Raw genomic sequence first — 15,647 nt, forward strand, 5'->3', positions numbered from 1 at the left:
CCCCGCGCGGTCTCGCGTGGGAACACGGCAGACCCCCGGCCGGAGGGTGTGGAGTGGCCCCGGCCGGGGGCGGTTCGCAGGACGGGGGCCGTTCAGACGGCCCCGTCCGCTCCCGGGTCCTCGCCGACGCGCACCACCACGGCCTTGGGCTCGGTGAAGAACTCGCGGCTGTAGGTGCCGCCCTCGCGGCCCAGGCCGGAACGACCCACCCCGCCGAAGGGTGCGCGCAGGTCGCGGACGAAGAAGCAGTTCACCCACACCGTGCCCACCCTCAGGGAGGCGGCCACGCGGTGGGCGCGGGACAGGTCCTCGGTGAACAGCATGGCGTTGAGCCCGTAGGGGCTGTCGTTGACCTCCGCCACCACCTCGTCCTCGGTGTCGAAGGGGGTGACCGTCACGAGCGGACCGAAGACCTCCTCGTTGCGGTGCGGTGCCTCCTTCGGCAGGCCGGTGACCACGGTGGGACGTACGAACAGCCCCGGCCCCGCCGCACCGGTCGCCACGGTGCCGCCCCACTCCGCCACGGAGTCGAGGTATCCCGACACCTTGCGGTGGTGCTCCCCGGAGGACAGCGGGCCCAGCAGTGTGGCCGGGTCCTTGGGGTCCCCGGGCACCAACAGGTCCGCGGCCCCGCACAGGCGGCGCGTGAACTCCTCCGCGATCGACCGGTGCACGTACAGCCGCGATCCGGCCAGGCACACCTGTCCGGCGTTGGTGAAGGCCGCGCGCGCCGACCACTCCACCGCCCGCTCGATGTCGGCGTCGGCGAACACCACGTTCGCGCCCTTGCCGCCCAGTTCGAGGCTGACCGGGGTGAGGTGGGTGGCCGCCGCGCGCGCCACCGCCGTCCCGGTGGCGCTCTCACCGGTGAAGGTGACCCGGTCCACCCGGGCGTGGCCGGTCAGCGCAGACCCCACCGAGTCGGGGCCGTAGCCGTGCACCACGTTGAGCACCCCGGGCGGCATCCCGGCCTCCAGAGCCAGGCGGGCCAGGATTGTGACCGAGGCGGGGGAGTCCTCCGCGGGCTTCAGCACGACCGTGTTTCCCCAGGCCAACGCGGGAGCGATCTTCCAGCTCGCCAGCATGAGGGGGAAGTTCCACGGCGCGATGGCCACCACCACACCGGCCGGTTCGTAGCGGGTGTAGGCGTGGTGGCCGGTGTCGGAGGGGTACAGCTCGGCCGGGGTGAGGGCGGCGTGGTCGGCGAAGAACCGGAGGTTCTCAGCGGTGCGCGGAACGTCCTTGTTCAGGCTCTGCGACACGGGTTTGCCCATGTCACGGGTGTCCGCCAGGGCCAGGTCCCGGCGGTTCTCCAGCACGAGATCGGCCAGCCGGTGCAGGATCGCACGGCGCTCGGAGCGGCTCATCCTCGGCCACGGTCCGGAGTCGAAGGCCCGGCGGGCGGCGTCCACGGCCAGGTCCGCCTCGGCCCCACCGCCAAGGGGGAAGCGGGCCCAGGGGCGGCCCGTGTAGGGATCGACGCTGTCGAAGCCGGGACCGTCCCCGGCGGTGATCTCCTCGCCGTCGATGACGTGGCCGAACAGCTCGACGTCCGACTGTGCCCCGGCCATGTCAGTTCCCCTCCGGAGCGGGTGCGCCGACGCCGACGCCGTCCGCCGCGTGCTCGGTATCGGATCGGTCCAGGCCGCGCTGCTCGGCCAGGGTGGTGCCTCCGGCCGACCACAGGGTGGGCGGCACCTCGCGGACGATGACGCGGATGCTCCGCGCGGGGGCGTCCAGGCTGGTCTCGACCGCTTCGTGCACGGACCGCATGAGCTCGCGCAGCCGCGCGGGGTCCCGGCCCTCGGTGAGGGTCACTTCGATCAGGGGCAAGGGAACTCTCCTGTGAGGGGTCGGGCCGGTGCGGTCCCGGCCGGGGTCGGTGCCACACGTGGCGGCGCCGACCCCGGCCGTGGACGGGTCAGTCCTGGAGGGTCAGTTCGGACATCTCGATGGGCTCGTGCAGGACACCTGTGGCCAGCAGCAGGTCGTTCCAGCGGCCCAGTTCGTCCACGTCCACCGCGCCCTCGGTCCACACCGGGAGCTCCATGGCCTCGGCCTGCTCCTCGGTCGTCTCGGAGTAGGTCTGCACGATCTCCGCGGCGATGGCGGGGTCCTCGGCGAGCATGCCGTTGGCGCGCTCGATCGCTCGCGTGAAGCCCTCGACAGTGGTCGGGTTGGCCGCCACGAACTCGTCCGCCATGCCGATCCCCGAGACCGGGATGCCCTCGGCGATCCCGGTGTAGGAGGAGAAGACCTTGCGGGCGCCGTCCTTCTCGGCGCCGCTGCGGAACGGCTCCACGAGCCAGACCGCGTCCACGGCGTCCTGTTCGAGGGCGGGCACCATGTCCGGGAAGGGGTACTCCACGAACTCGATCCCGGCGGTCTCCACCCCCTGCTCCTCCAGCGAGGCGGCGATGCTCACGTCACCGATGTTGTTCAGGGTGTTGACCGCGATGGTCCTGCCCTCAAGGTCCTCGGGTGCCTCGATGGGGGAGTCGTCGTTCACGTAGATCCCCGCTGTCTCCTCGGTGCCCCGCACGCCCTCGGCGACGATGGTCACGCCGATGTACTGGCTCTCGGCGAGGAAGAAGGACGGGTAGCTCGCGAAGGCCGCCTGGAGGTCGTCGGAGACCATCGCCGGGACGGCGGCCGCACCGCCCTGCACGGGCTGGGCGGACACGCTGAGGCCCTCCTCGTCGAAGAAGCCCTCCTCGATGGCGATGAACACGGAGGCGTGGTCGATGATGGGCGTGATGCCCACGACCAGCGTCGTGGTCTCGTCGGTGGAACCGTCTTCGGCCTCGGAGGAATCGGAGCAGGCGGTGGCGGCGAGGACGAGCGCGGCACCGGCGCAGGCCACGGTCCAGCGCCTGCTCGTCGACGGGGTATCGGACATATTCATCATGATGGATTAGCGCCTTGGGGGGTCGGCGGGGCGCGGTAGGGGGCCGCGCACCCGGCTGGTTGCTGGGTCAGTCGTTGCCGGAGTGGCTGTGGAGCGGTTCCGGCGCCCGATCGGAGGAGGGGCGCCGGATCAGGCGTGCGACCTCGCCGCGCAGGGCGACGAACTCCCGCAGTTCCTTGGTCTCGATCTGGTCCCTCGGCTGGGGGAGCGGCACGTCGATGGTGGTCACGACCGTGGTGGGCGGGCCCGAGAGCACGACCACGCGGTCGGCGAGGTAGACGCTCTCGTCGATGTCGTGGGTGACGAAGACGATGGTCATGTCGTAGCGTTCGCGCACCTTGAGGACCAGGTCCTCAAGGTCCTCACGGGTCTGGGCGTCGATGGAGGCGAAGGGCTCGTCCATCAGCAGGACCCCCGGCTGGTAAGCCAGGGCCCGGGCGATGGCCACCCGCTGCTGCATACCTCCGGAGAGCTGGCTGGGGTACCTGTCGGAGTGCCCCTCCAACCCCACGGCGGCCAGCGACTCCGCGACCCGCCGGTGGGCCTCCTCGCGTCCCAGGCGCAGGTGGCGCAGGGGGAAGCGGACGTTGCCCGCCACGGTCTGCCACGGGTACAGGGACCGGGCGTAGTCCTGGAAGACCATCGCCAGTCCCTCGGGCACACCGTTCACGGGCCGTCCCTGGAAGGAGACCTCGCCGCCGGTGGGGCGTTGGAGCCCGGAGAGGACGCGCAGCAGCGTGGTCTTGCCGCATCCGGAGGGCCCCACCACGGAGACCAGCTCACCCTCGGCGACCGAGAAGCTGATGTCCGCGAGCGCGGTGTGCGCCGTGGCACCACTGCCGTAGGTGTGCGTCAGGCCTCTGACGTCGAGCATGGGTGTGGTCCTCATGGTCGGGGCCTCACTGGCCCGCGGGTTCGGAACTGGGGCGGTTGGCGATCCGGTGCCAGGCCAGCAGCCGGTGCTCCACCAGGGTCAGGGCGAGGTTGAGCAGGTATCCGAGGACGCCCAGGAGCGCGATCCCCGCCCACATGTCGAGGATCTGGAAACCGCGCTGGGCTTGGACGATGTGGTAGCCGATCCCCCCGGTCGCGGCGACCATCTCGGAGATCACCATCAGGATGAGACCGAGCGCCAGGGCGGTGCGCACCCCCGCGAGGATCTTCTGCGAGGCTCCCGGCAGGACGATGCGGGTGAGGCGTGTGTGCAGGGGGACGCCGAACACACGGGCGGTGGCGTGCTTGAGCGGGTCGATGGAGCGCACACCCTCGATGGTGTTGATCAGGATCGGCCAGGACGTCCCGAAGGCGATCAGTAGCACCCGCATCAGGTCGTCGCGACCGAACAGCACCAGGAACAGGGGGATGAGCGCGGGTGGCGGCAGCGCGCGGGCGAACTGGATGACGGGGTCGACGTAGTCGCCGATCCGTCGGTTCAGGCCGATGGCCACGCCCAGGGCGACCGCGGTGACGGTGGCCAGGGCCAGACCCGCGAGCATGCGTGCCAGGCTGGGCAGGACGTCGTCGCGCATGCTGTCGGTCAGCCATGCCTCGGCCGAGGGCAGCCACAGTTCACCGGCGCGGGCCAGGAACTCGGTGGGCGGGGGGAAGAACGGCGAACGCGCGTTCAGCGCCGCCAGTTCCCACACCAGCAGCAGTCCCGCCAGGACGGCCCAGCGCAGCAGGAACGATCCCAGAGTGCGTCCGGCGCGGGCGGTCCGGCCCGATCGTGCAGGCCCCTGGGCCCCCTGGCCGGGGTTCGCGGGTGCCGGTCGAACCATGCCGGGCCCTCGCGCGTGCGAGGTCGGCTCCACCGTCGGGAACGTCTTCACGTCTGTTCCTCCATGAGACGCTTCCAGCGGAAGAGCCGCTGTTCACCGGCGCGCAGGAGCCCGTTCACGACCAGCCCCAGGAGCCCGGCCACGATCGTCCCCGCGTAGACCATGTCGGTGTTGGCACCGCCCGAGCTCATGCGCAGGATCCAGCTGCCCAGGCCCTCGGCGGCACCGGCGAGCAGTTCGGCGCTGACGGTGACGATCAGCGCGATCGCGGCCGAGATCCGAACCCCGGCGGCGACGAAGGGGGCGGTGGACGGCAGGACCACCCGGGCCAGGACCGCGAGCCGGGGCACCCCGAACACCCGGGCCGACTCCCTGGCCAGCGGCTCCACGGCCCGCACCCCGTAGAGGGTGTTGAACAGGATCGGCCACAGTGCCGCGTAGGTCACCAGGGCCACCTTCATCTCCGACCCCTGGCCGAAGACGAGGATGGCCACCGGGATGAGCGCCACGGAGGGGATCGGGCGGAGGAACTCCACCACCACTGAGGAGGCGCGTTCGACCCAGCGCAGGGAGCCCAGGAGCAGTCCCAGGCCGACACCGGCGACCGCCGCGATGCCGAGGCCGGTGACGGCGGCCGTGAGGGTGGCGGCGACCTCGGTCAGGAAGGCCGGGTCGACCAGGAGCCGCCCGGTGTTGGCCAGGACCACGGAGACCGGGGGCAGCGCGGACGAGTCCACACCCCAGCGGGCCACGGCCTCAGCGAGGCACAGGGCGACGACGACGCCGACGAGACCCCGGCGTAGGGTGCCGAGGATCGACGTGCGCGGACCGTGGTCCAGGCGACCACGCCGCGTGAGGGAGTTCAGGGGGGGCACGTCGGAACGCTCCTGGAGGATGACGGAATGCAATCACTCTATTGATTATGGTTAATATGTCAATGTGCGTTCCCCGAACTCCACGAAGCCCGCCCCGTCGCCCCTCCCGTCCGGTTCAGCCCGGCGGCGTGCGTGTGCTGCTGCGCGGCGGAGTGTGCTCGTCGGCCGCGCGTCTGGCGAGCCGGGCGTCACCCGAGGCGATGGCGTCCACCAGGTTGCGGTGCAGCTGGAGGTTGGCCTCGAAACCCGCCTCGAAGCCGGGGTCCGCCGCGATCTCGCGCACCGACTCGCGCGCGGTGTCCAGGAGCGACACGTACAGGGTGCTCAGCAGCTGGTTGGGGGAGATCCGCGCGATCTCCTCGTGCAGCTCCCAGTTGCGCGCCAGATAGCCGGCCGGGTCGTTCCTGAGATCCGCCATCAGGGCCACGATCTCCCGAAGGCGTCGGATCTGCTCCGTGCCCGCCTCCCGCGCCGCGTGCTCGGCGATGGTGGCCTCCAGGGCCTCGCGGACCTCGAGGCTGTTGGCGACCGACAACGCGTCGTCTCCCAGCCCCAGGATGAGGTGGCTCAGCCGGATGTGCGCGCTGGGGGAGCTGACGAAGATGCCTCCGCGGGGGCCGGGACGCGCCTCCACCAGACCGCGCGTCTCCAGGAGCCGGACCACCTCGTTGAAGGTGCCGACGGAGACCTCGAACCGCTGGCGCAGCTCCTCCTTGGTGCCGAGGCGGTCACCTGGGCTGACCTGCTTGTTCATGATGATGCCGCTGATGTGGCGCACCACGCCCTCAGCCTTGGACATGCGTTCGGGCAGGGGGGCGCCCATGGTGGGCCAGTCGCTGTAACGATTCGCCATAATGATCATAACTATACGACCTTCCGGCGAATCACCCAGGTGAGGGCCCTGCCCTTTGTCTCCGAGGGCGGTTCGGCGGCCTTCGGCTCCCTTCGCGGCCGCCGTTTCAGAAACCCTCCGGGCGCCCGTCTCCCCGCTCCCTCCGGCGCCACCGCGCCCACCCCCGATTCGCCTCCTCAGGAGACCCCGTGGACCCCACGACGACCGAAGCACTGATCGCTGCCGGAACCGCACTGGCCCGCCACGGCCTGGTCGACGCCTTCGGGCACGTCTCGGCCCGGACCCGCGACGGCGGTTGGGCCATGACCCGGGGCGTCCCCCTCGGCGCCCTCACCCCCGACGACGTCCGGCCCTTCGACCCCACCGCCGACACCCTCAGCCCCTCCCTGCCCAAGGAGGGATGGATCCACCGCGCCGTCGTCCGCGCACGCCCCGACGTCGGGGCGATCTGCCGGGCCCAGCCCCCCACCGCGACCGCCCTCGCCTCCGCCGGGGTGCCCGTCGTCCCCCTGCACGGGCAGGGCTCCTTCCTGGGACCCGCCGTCCCGGTACACGAGGACCCCAGGCTGGTCCGCGACCCCGAGCACGCCGCACGGCTCGCCCACGACCTCGGCCGGGGTCCGGCGGTCCTGATGCGCGGGAACGGGGCCGTCACGGTCGGCGCCTCGGTCGCCGAGGCGGTCGCCCTCATGTGGGTGCTGGAACGCTCAGCCCTCATGAACGCCACGGCCTCCGCCGTCGGAACCGCCCGCCCCCTGGCCGAGGACGAGCAACGGGCCTGGCGCCAGGTGGCGCCGGAGCTGTGCTCGCGCATCTGGCTGTACCTCGCCAACGAGGAAACCCCCCAAAGGAGATCCACGCGACCATGATCGAACTCAAGGACATCGCCTACGTGCGCTCCGGCGCCGCCGACCTTCGCGCCGCCGTCGATTTCGCCACCGACGTCGTCGGCATGGAGCTGGTCCAGGAACAGGACGGGGTCGCCTACCTGCGGGTGGACCACCGCCACCACTGTCTGGCCTTCGTCGAGGGGGAGTCCGGGGTGATCAGCTCCGGGTTCACCGTCGCCGACCTCGACGCCCTCGCCGACGCCGAGACCGAGCTGGAGGCAGCCGGTCTGCCCGTGCGGCGCGGCGGCAAGGAGGGCGCGCGGTCCAGGAGGGTCCACGACTACCTGACCTTCGAGGACCCCTTCGGCAACCGGATCGACCTGGTCGTCGGCCAGACGCACCTGACCACCCCGGTCGCCTTCTCGCGTCCGGCCGGGATCACCGAGTTCGGGCACATCTGCTTCGACGCCCCCGACATCTACGAGGCCGGACGGTTCTGGACCGGCACCTTCAACGCGAGGGTCTCGGACTGGGTGAGTGACGTCGCCTGCCTGATGCGCATCGACCCGGTGCACCACAAGCTGGCGGTCTTCCACGGTGAGCGCCCCGGGCTGTGCCACATCAACTTCCAGGTGGAGTCCATCGACGACGTCATGCGCTCCTGGAACTTCCTCAAGAGCAAGGGTGTGGAGATCGAGCAGGGGCCCGGCCGCCACCCGCAGTCCACCGCGATCTTCCTGTACTTCAAGGGGCCGGAGGGCCTCACCTACGAGTACTCCTTCGGCGTGCGGCGCATCCCCGAGAACGAGGACTGGCAGCCCCGCTGGTTCGACCTCAACGAGCCGGGCGCCATCGACATGTGGCTCGGGGAGAACAAGCGGGTGAGCACCCAGCACCAGGTGTCGTCGGACAGCATCGCGCTGTCCGACTGACCCGCCTGACCGGGCGGGAGGAGGGGCAGCCGTACACCGCCCCCGCCTCCCGCCCGTTCCGGACTCAGACCGACGGGATCTGGCCGCCGTCGACCCTGATGATCGAACCGTTGACGTAGGCGGCCTGCCTGCTGGCGAGGAACGCGGCCACCGCGCCGTACTCCTCCGGGTCGCCGTAGCGGCCCGCCGGGACCGTGGCCCGACCCTTGGCCTGGGTCTCCTCCAGCGACGTCCCCTCCCGCTCGGCGCGGGCGCGGTCCAGCGACTCCACGCGCGGGGTGGCGATCCGTCCCGGGACGATGACGTTGGCGGTCACACCGTGGGCGGCCACCTCGTTGGCGACCGTCTTGGACCAGGAGTGCAGCGAGGCACGCAAGGTGTTGGACACGCCCAGGTTCGGGATGGGCGTGATCGGTCCGCCCGACGTGCTGGTGATGATCCGTCCCCAGCCGCGCTCACGCATACCGCCGACCACGGCGTCGGTCAGACCGATCACCGGGAGCACCATCGCGGAGTACATGTCCTCCCACAGTGCCGGGTCCTGGCCGAGCGCGGGGGTGGGCGGCGGGCCGCCGGTGTTGTTGACCAGGATGTCCACCGGGCCCAGTTCGTCGACCACGCGGGTCACGACCTCACCCGCGCGCCCGTGGTCGGCCAGGTCCCACGCGATTCCGACAGCGTCCACTCCGTGGGCGCGGCAGGCCGCGACCGTCTCGTCGAGACGCTCCTCGTTGCGGCCGGTCACCGCGACCCGGACCCCTTCGGCGGCCAGCGCGACGGCCATCGCGCGGCCCAGTCCGGAGCTGGCCGCGGTCACGAGCGCGACCTTCCCAGCGATTCCCAGATCCATTGTTCTCCTCAGACTTCCTACGACTGCTGACGGCATCTTGGCAGTACCGGGGAGACCTGGGACACGCGGGGCCTGGTCAGTGGGGGCTGGGGCAGCGTCGAGGGCGGTGGCGGTGGACCCGGAGTGCCGAGGGGGCTACACAGAGGTGCCCCGTCGCCATTCCCGGCTGATCCGTTCCCGGTGGGCGGCCAGACGCGAGGTGCGGTTCACCGTCAGCGCTCCCACGAACCGCCGCCCCCGGTGGTAGGAGACCTCCAACCGGGAGCGGTCCGGATCGTGCTCGTGGCCCCGGCTCCGGGGCGCCCCGTCGTGCGTCCCACTTCGACACCTCGAAGAACGCCACCCGCCGCTGGTGCTCCATGTCGGGCTGCGGTAACCGCGCGAAGGCCGCCCGGCACCACGCCCGGAAACGGGCGGGCCGGACGGCCTGACCACGGAGCCCCGCCCTACGGCCCGGAACGGAACCGGGGGCGCGACGGCCCGTCAGCTCTCGTTGGGCACCACGACCGCGCGGCCGCTGATGTCGCCCGCCTCCAGCCTCCGGTACGCCTCCAGGGCGTCGTCCATGGAGAACCGCTCGACGTCCGGCCGGATCTGCCCCGCCCGGTACATGTCCACCACCTCCCACAGTTCGGCTACCGAACCCCAGTAGGTGTTGGTCAGGTACGACTCGTACGGATTGGTGAAGAACGAGAACTCGTGGGTGCCGCCCGCGATACCCACGATGCTCACCCGGCCCCCCTGGGCCACGGACGCGGCCGCGGTCGACACGGTCGGCCCCGCGCCGACGAAGTCGAAGACCGCGTCCACGCCCCGGCCCCCGGTGAGCTCCCTGATCCGCTCCACCTGCGCCTCCCCGGCCTCGACCGTGATCGCTCCGTTGGCCTCCGCCCGGGCGCGGGCCTCCTCCTTGACGTCGGTGGCGATCACCGTGGCCCCGGTCAGCGCACGCAGGATCTGCACGCCGATCTGCCCGAGCCCGCCCAGGCCGATCACCAGCGCGTACCGGCCCCCGCCGCTCAGGTGCGGCAGCGCGGCCCTGATCGCGTGGTACGGGGTCAGTCCGGCGTCGGCCAGCGGCGCGGCGGCCACGGGGTCGGCGTCACCCAACGGGATGAGGTGCCGCTCGGGCACGGTCATGTACTCGGCCATCCCGCCGTCACGGCCCAGACCCACCGCCATGTAGGGCATGGTCGCCACGTTCTCGCAGTAGGTCTCCAGGCCTGCGGCACATTTGCGGCAGTGCTGGCAGCCGATCGGGCCGTACACGAGGTAGGCCTCGCCCACCCGGACCCGTTTGCTCACCGCGCTGCCGACGGCCTCCACCCAGCCCGCGTTCTCGTGCCCCAGGACGAACGGCGGCTTCTGCGCGCCCGGCTGCCCCTCCTTGAACAGGCGGTACACGCTGATGTCGGAGTGGCACGCGCCCGCGCCCGCGACCCGCAGGAGGACCTCCCCGGGGCCTGGTTCGGGGGTGGGGACGTCGGTGAGTGAGGGGAACACCTCGTAGTTCTCGAACACCACTGCGCGCATGTGCGGTCTCCCCCCGCGTGAGGCGCGGCGCCCGTTCGGGGGGCACCGAGGACAGGACACTGTCGTGCCCGGTAGTCCACGCGAAGCTAACACCGGGCGACCCGCACGTCACCCAAGGGGCGTGCACGGAACCGTCCGCATTGTTTGACCCCGATCCACCGATCCTCCCGGTGAGTTGCGGGAACGCCCAGGGTCAGTACGGGTGAGAACACAGCGATCCTCAGGGAGGACACCATGTTCGACAGCACCAGGGCCTTCGGCTCCTTCGCGGTTCCCGACACCGAGACCGCCCGCGCCTTCTACGGTGACACCCTCGGCCTCGCCGTCAGGGACGTACCCGGCATGGAGGAGTACGGCCTGCTGGAGATCGACCTCGGCAACGACCGCGCCATCCTCGTCTACCCGAAACCCGACCACCGGCCCGCCGTGTTCACCGTCCTCAACCTGACCGTGGACGACATCGACGCCGCCGTGGACGGCCTGGTCGACCGGGGGATCACGATGCTCCGCTACGACGACTTCGACCAGGACGAGAAGGGCGTCGTCCGTGGCGGCACACCACTCGTGGCCTGGTTCACCGACCCGGCCGGGAACGTCATCGGCCTCATCCAGGAGTAGTCCACGCGCGGGACGGTGCCCGCACCCCGCATGGGGGAGGAACAGCGCCGGTAGCATCGGCCGGATGCCCTCCCCCCGTATCGACGGTGTCGGCGGACGCCGCGACTTCCGCCGCCTCTGGGCCGGTGCGGCGGTCAGCCAGTTCGGATCGGCCGTCGGCATGGTGGCCCTGCCCGTCATCGCCGTCGTCGTGTTGGACGTGGCCGCCTGGCAGGTCTCACTCCTGGCCGGGATCACCGCGCTGACCACCGTCCTGGTCGCCTTCCACGTCGGCCGCGTCGTCGAGCACGCACGCAAACGCCCGGTCATGATCGGCGGCGACCTCCTCCGGGCAGTCACCCTGGCCAGCCTTCCCGCCGCCCACGCGCTCGGCGCGCTCACCTACACCCACCTGTGCGCGGTCGCGGCCGTCAACGCCGTCTGCGCCATCGCCTTCACCGGCGCGTCGCAGGCCCACCTGAAGTCCCTGGTCTCACCGTCCGGGCTCATCGACGCCAACAGCCGCCTCGAATCCACACGGTGGCTGGGCATCTCCCTCGGCCCGGCCCTCGCCGGTGCGCTGATCGCCGCGTTGTCGGCGGTCGGCGCGCTCGCGGCCACCACCGTGGGCTACCTGTTCGGCGCCCTGGCGGTCCGGACCATCCGTGAGCCCGAACCCGCCCCGCCCGCGCGTCCCGCGCGAGGGGAGGGAGCTTCGCGGCGTGAGGAGCTCTTCGCCGGGCTCGGTTTCGTCTGGGGCCACCCCACCCTGAGACCGATCCTGCTCGGCTGGGTCCTGTTCGCCGGGGCATCCTCCATGGCGGCCCCGCTGACCGCCGTGTTCTACATGCGCGACCTCGGCTTCAGCGCGTTCGAGTACGGGCTCCTCATGGGGGTGCCCTCGCTCGGCGGTCTGCTGGGGGCGCGCCTCGTGCCCCGGCTGGTGCGGAGGCTGGGCGCGTTGCGCACCCTGCGGTGGGCCTCCCTGCTGCGCGGCCCCTGGTACTTCCTCATCCCCTTCGCGGTTCCCGGTCCGGTGGGCCTGCTGATGTGCGGGACGGGGTTCGGTCTGCTCCTGGTGTTCGCCGCCGCGGCCAACTCGGCGATGGCCGGGTACCGGCAGCTGGAGACCCCGGACGCCCTGATGTCCCGGGTGGCCACGCTCTGGGCCTTCGCCACGACGGTCTCGCAGCCGCTGTTCATCCTGGTCGGGGGAGTGGTGGCCAGCCTGGTGGACGCACGGGCGGCGCTCCTGGCCGCCGCGGTGGCGATGGCACTGGCCGGGTTCCTCCTGCCTCGCGGGGGCCGAGCCGCCAGCCCACCATGATCCCTCACAGGCTGGCCGGCGACCCGCGCACGCGTCGGCGGGCGCCCACCGCCCGCGCTCCACGAACGCCTCAGGGTTCGAGGCATGCCGTAGGCGATCCCTCGCGGGGCGTCCCGACCCCCGCGTTGGTGACCCGCGCCCGTCTGACGCCTCGAACGCCCGCTACTCGACCGGGGCGTACCCGTCGATCGCGGCGAGCTCCTCGGTGGAGAACTCCAGGTTGCCGATGGCGGCCACGTTGTCCTCCAGCTGCGCCACACTGCTCGCGCCCACCACGGCGGAGGTCACCCGACCGCCGCGCAGCACCCAGGCCAGAGCCATCTGGGCCAGGGTCTGCCCGCGTCGCTCGGCGATGCCGTTCAGACCTCTGACCCGGTCCAGAAGGGACTCGGTGATGCCGTCCTTGCTCAGGAACGGGCTTGCCCCGGCGGCCCGCGAACCCTCCGGGACCCCGTTCAGGTACCGGTCGGTCAGCAGCCCCTGGGCCAGAGGGGAGTACGCGATCGATCCCGCGCCCACCTCGTCCAGGACGTCCAGCAGCCCGTTCTCGACCCACCGGTTGAACATCGAGTACGAGGGCTGGTGGATGAGCATCGGGGTGCCCATCTCACGCAGGATGTGCGCGGCCTCCAGGGTCTGCTCCGGAGAGTAGTTGGAGACCCCGGCGTACAGGGCCTTGCCCTGCCGTACCGCCGTGTCCAACGCGCCCATGGTCTCCTCCAGGGGCGTGTCCGGATCGGGCCGGTGCGAGTAGAACACGTCCACGTGGTCCAGGCCCATCCGCGCCAGGCTCTGGTCCAGGCTGGCCAGGAGGCCCTTGCGTGAACCCCACTCGCCGTACGGGCCCGGCCACATCAGGTGCCCGGCCTTGGTGGACACGACGAACTCGTGCCGGTACCGGCGCAGGTCCGAGGCGACCACGCGGCCGAAGTTCTCCTCGGCGGAACCGGGCGGCGGACCGTAGTTGTTGGCCAGGTCGAAGTGGACGACACCCAGGTCGAAGGCGCGCAACAGGATGTCGCGCTGCGTTTCCAGCCCGCGGTCCCCGCCGAAGTTGTGCCAGAGCCCCAGCGAAAGGGCGGGCAGGCGCAGGCCACTGCGACCACAGCGTCGGTAGGGCATGGTGTCGTAGCGCGTGGGTGCGGCGACGTAGGTCATGGTGGGTCCCTCATGGCTGGTGGGAAAGGGTCACTCGGCCACATTCTGGCACGTCCGCCTCTCCCGTGACGGTTGTCCACAGCCCCGAGTCGACCGCCGTCGGGTCCGCCTGGAGGGTCCGTACGGGCCGCTCCGTCGCGGCCGGAAGCAGGACCGGGGAGGCCGATGACTCCCGGGGCCCGGCCTGGTCAGTACGGGTGAAGGAGAACGACCCGCACACCATCGGAGGAACCCGTGAAACGCCCCAACCTGGACAGCATGCTGCTCGCGAGCGCCGACCCGGACCGCCTGCGCGACTGGTACGCGGCCGTCCTGGACCCCGCCGACAACGACACCATGGACCAGTACCGGGTGCTCCGTTTCGGCACCTTCCACCTGTTGATCGACCAGCGCGACGACATCGGCGCGAGGACCGCCGACCCCACCCGGGTGATCCTCAACTTCGACGTGGGGGACGCCCGCGCCGTCGCCGCCCTCATGGACGAGCGCGGGACGGAGTGGGTGGCGCCGCTGGAGGACCGGGACGGCAGCCTCTTCGCCACGGCGAAGGACCCGGACGGCAACTACGTGCAGATCATCCAGATGAGCGAGGAGCACCTCGCCGCCATGGAACGCGGTGACTTCGGCCAGTGACGATCGGCCCGGGCGCGCCGTCCCGGTGGGCCCGGGCAGTGCCGAGGCGAAGACTTCACAAAGGAACGCCACTGGTCAGTGCGTTCTGTCGGGGGTGAGGCGTAGCGTGACGGCCGTGGTGAAACACACGACCGGCACCGACCAGGAGTTCGAGCGGCTCGTCGCTCCCTACCGGCGGGAGCTGTACGCGCACTGCTACCGCATGCTCGGCTCGGCGCACGACGCCGAGGACCTGCTCCAGGAGACCTACCTGCGCGCCTGGAAGGGCTACGACCGCTTCGAGGGCCGGTCCAGCCTGCGCACCTGGCTGCACCGGATCGCGACGACGGCCTGCCTCACCGCCCTGGAAAGACGCGGTAGGCGCCCGCTTCCCACCGGGCTCGGCGGTCCCACGGACACGCCCGGGGGAGCGCTCGCCGAGCGCTCCGACCTGCCCTGGCTCGAACCGATGCCGGACGTCCTGGGCGCTCCCGACGACACCGGTGATCCTGGCGCCGTGGTGGCGTCCCGGGAGAGCGTGCGGCTCGCCCTGGTGGCCGCGCTCCGGTACCTCCAGCCCCGGCAGCGTGCCGTGCTCATCCTGCGCGACGTGCTCCGGTTCAGCGCCGCCGAGGTCGCCCAGATCCTCGACACCTCGGTCCCGGCGGTGAACAGCCTCCTGCAACGGGCCCGCGCCCAGCTGGGGCGGGTCAGCCCCGAGGAGGACTCCGTCCCCGAACCCCGGTCCGACCAACGCGAGATCCTCGACCGCTACGTCGCCGCCTTCGAGTCCTACGACATCAGAGCGCTCACCGAGCTGTTCACCGCCGAGGCGGCCTTCGAGATGCCACCGTTCGCCACCTGGGTGCACGGAGCCGAGAACATCGGGCGGCTCATCGACGCGCACTGCCCGGCGCAGGGCCCCGGTGACCTGGCCATGGTGCCGACCTCGGCCAACGGGCGCCCCGCCTTCGGCATGTACCTCCGAGCGCAGGACGGCTCGTACCGAGCGTTCGGAGTCCACGCGCTGACCCTGGCGGCGGAGGGGGTCAGACACTGCGCGGTCTTCTTCGACACGGGGCTGTTCCGCCTCTTCGACCTGCCCGCGGTCCTGACCCGTAGCTGACCCTCTGTTGCGGGGCCGGGGGAGCCCTCAGCCGTTCGAAGTCCCCGGAGACTCCTGGATTCGGGTGCCCCGGGGGCCGAGGCCAGGGGGCGTCCAACGGCCCGGCGAGCTCGTAACCGGACTCCTCCACGGCCGCGCGGACCTCGCCGACCGCCGGTTCCCGTTCGCTGATCACGGTCACGCGGTCCAGCTCCACCTCCACGGAGACCGAGAGGACACCGTCGACGCGCTCCCAGCTCCTCGGACGCGAGTTCCCCGCAGTGACCGC

At 71.4% G+C, this 15,647-nt stretch carries 16 protein-coding genes and 1 pseudogene; 7 read left to right on the forward strand and 10 right to left on the reverse strand.

Annotated elements, in window-relative coordinates; translation table 11 throughout:
* Positions 1-92: 92 nt before the first annotated feature.
* From D452_RS0113355 to D452_RS28250, 7 genes are all read right to left on the reverse strand, one after another.
* Positions 93-1,571 (reverse strand): aldehyde dehydrogenase, encoded by a 1,479-nt coding sequence (locus tag D452_RS0113355; protein WP_017544654.1) that lies wholly within the window; start codon positions 1,569-1,571, stop codon positions 93-95.
* Between the two features lies 1 nt (position 1,572).
* Positions 1,573-1,833 (reverse strand): tautomerase family protein, encoded by a 261-nt coding sequence (locus D452_RS0113360; protein ID WP_017544655.1) that lies wholly within the window; start codon positions 1,831-1,833, stop codon positions 1,573-1,575.
* Positions 1,834-1,921: 88 nt separating this feature from the next.
* The gene (locus tag D452_RS0113365) at positions 1,922-2,899 is read right to left on the reverse strand and encodes an ABC transporter substrate-binding protein (RefSeq protein ID WP_160167877.1); all 978 of its coding nucleotides are present in this window, start codon (positions 2,897-2,899) and stop codon (positions 1,922-1,924) included.
* 76 nt (positions 2,900-2,975) lie between these two features.
* Entirely contained in the window at positions 2,976-3,782 is an 807-nt protein-coding gene (locus tag D452_RS0113370; protein WP_017544657.1) for an ABC transporter ATP-binding protein, read from the reverse strand.
* 25 nt (positions 3,783-3,807) lie between these two features.
* Positions 3,808-4,737 carry an ABC transporter permease gene (locus tag D452_RS0113375; protein WP_017544658.1) on the reverse strand — a complete coding sequence of 310 codons (930 nt, stop codon included), beginning with the start codon at positions 4,735-4,737 and terminating at the stop codon, positions 3,808-3,810.
* A complete protein-coding gene (locus tag D452_RS0113380; RefSeq protein WP_017544659.1) occupies positions 4,734-5,561 on the reverse strand; it encodes an ABC transporter permease in 828 nt (275 codons plus the stop codon). The genes D452_RS0113375 and D452_RS0113380 overlap by 4 nt, the downstream gene beginning before the upstream one ends.
* A gap of 115 nt (positions 5,562-5,676) precedes the next feature.
* Entirely contained in the window at positions 5,677-6,414 is a 738-nt protein-coding gene (locus D452_RS28250) for a FadR/GntR family transcriptional regulator (RefSeq protein ID WP_017544660.1), read from the reverse strand.
* Between the two features lie 188 nt (positions 6,415-6,602).
* Here D452_RS28250 and D452_RS0113390 point away from each other — a divergent pair, with 188 nt between their 5' ends.
* Together D452_RS0113390 and D452_RS0113395 are read left to right on the forward strand one after the other, a co-directional pair.
* Positions 6,603-7,283, forward strand: a complete 681-nt coding sequence (locus tag D452_RS0113390; RefSeq protein WP_017544661.1) for a class II aldolase/adducin family protein — start codon at positions 6,603-6,605, stop codon at positions 7,281-7,283.
* Positions 7,280-8,176, forward strand: a complete 897-nt coding sequence (locus D452_RS0113395; RefSeq protein WP_017544662.1) for a VOC family protein — start codon at positions 7,280-7,282, stop codon at positions 8,174-8,176. The genes D452_RS0113390 and D452_RS0113395 overlap by 4 nt, the downstream gene beginning before the upstream one ends.
* 64 nt (positions 8,177-8,240) lie before the next feature.
* Here D452_RS0113395 and D452_RS0113400 read toward each other — a convergent pair whose 3' ends face one another.
* Positions 8,241-9,026 (reverse strand): SDR family oxidoreductase, encoded by a 786-nt coding sequence (locus D452_RS0113400; RefSeq protein WP_017544663.1) that lies wholly within the window; start codon positions 9,024-9,026, stop codon positions 8,241-8,243.
* Positions 9,027-9,355: 329 nt separating this feature from the next.
* Here D452_RS0113400 and D452_RS29650 point away from each other — a divergent pair.
* Positions 9,356-9,457 (forward strand): annotated as a pseudogene (locus tag D452_RS29650) (CGNR zinc finger domain-containing protein); the annotation flags it as partial.
* A 52-nt stretch (positions 9,458-9,509) separates the two neighbouring features.
* Here D452_RS29650 and D452_RS0113405 read toward each other — a convergent pair.
* The gene (locus tag D452_RS0113405; RefSeq protein WP_017544664.1) at positions 9,510-10,559 is read right to left on the reverse strand and encodes an NAD(P)-dependent alcohol dehydrogenase; all 1,050 of its coding nucleotides are present in this window, start codon (positions 10,557-10,559) and stop codon (positions 9,510-9,512) included.
* 234 nt (positions 10,560-10,793) lie between these two features.
* On the opposite strand from D452_RS0113405, the gene D452_RS0113410 reads away from it, so the two are divergent.
* Both D452_RS0113410 and D452_RS0113415 read left to right on the forward strand, forming a co-directional pair.
* Complete coding sequence (locus D452_RS0113410; RefSeq protein ID WP_017544665.1) at positions 10,794-11,177, forward strand: VOC family protein; 384 nt, start codon at positions 10,794-10,796, stop codon at positions 11,175-11,177.
* A gap of 64 nt (positions 11,178-11,241) precedes the next feature.
* Complete coding sequence (locus D452_RS0113415) at positions 11,242-12,483, forward strand: MFS transporter (RefSeq protein ID WP_017544666.1); 1,242 nt, start codon at positions 11,242-11,244, stop codon at positions 12,481-12,483.
* A 162-nt stretch (positions 12,484-12,645) separates the two neighbouring features.
* On the opposite strand, the gene mgrA is transcribed toward D452_RS0113415, so the two are convergent.
* Positions 12,646-13,641, reverse strand: coding sequence for an L-glyceraldehyde 3-phosphate reductase (gene mgrA, locus D452_RS0113420; RefSeq protein ID WP_017544667.1), 996 nt, complete (start codon positions 13,639-13,641; stop codon positions 12,646-12,648).
* Between the two features lie 234 nt (positions 13,642-13,875).
* On the opposite strand from mgrA, the gene D452_RS0113425 reads away from it, so the two are divergent.
* Both D452_RS0113425 and D452_RS0113430 read left to right on the forward strand, forming a co-directional pair.
* Positions 13,876-14,274, forward strand: a complete 399-nt coding sequence (locus D452_RS0113425) for a VOC family protein (protein ID WP_017544668.1) — start codon at positions 13,876-13,878, stop codon at positions 14,272-14,274.
* A gap of 106 nt (positions 14,275-14,380) precedes the next feature.
* The gene (locus tag D452_RS0113430; protein ID WP_026129277.1) at positions 14,381-15,379 is read left to right on the forward strand and encodes a sigma-70 family RNA polymerase sigma factor; all 999 of its coding nucleotides are present in this window, start codon (positions 14,381-14,383) and stop codon (positions 15,377-15,379) included.
* Positions 15,380-15,647: the final 268 nt, after the last annotated feature.

It is taken from the genome of Nocardiopsis prasina DSM 43845, from assembly GCF_000341265.1.
Lineage (GTDB): Bacteria > Actinomycetota > Actinomycetes > Streptosporangiales > Streptosporangiaceae > Nocardiopsis > Nocardiopsis prasina.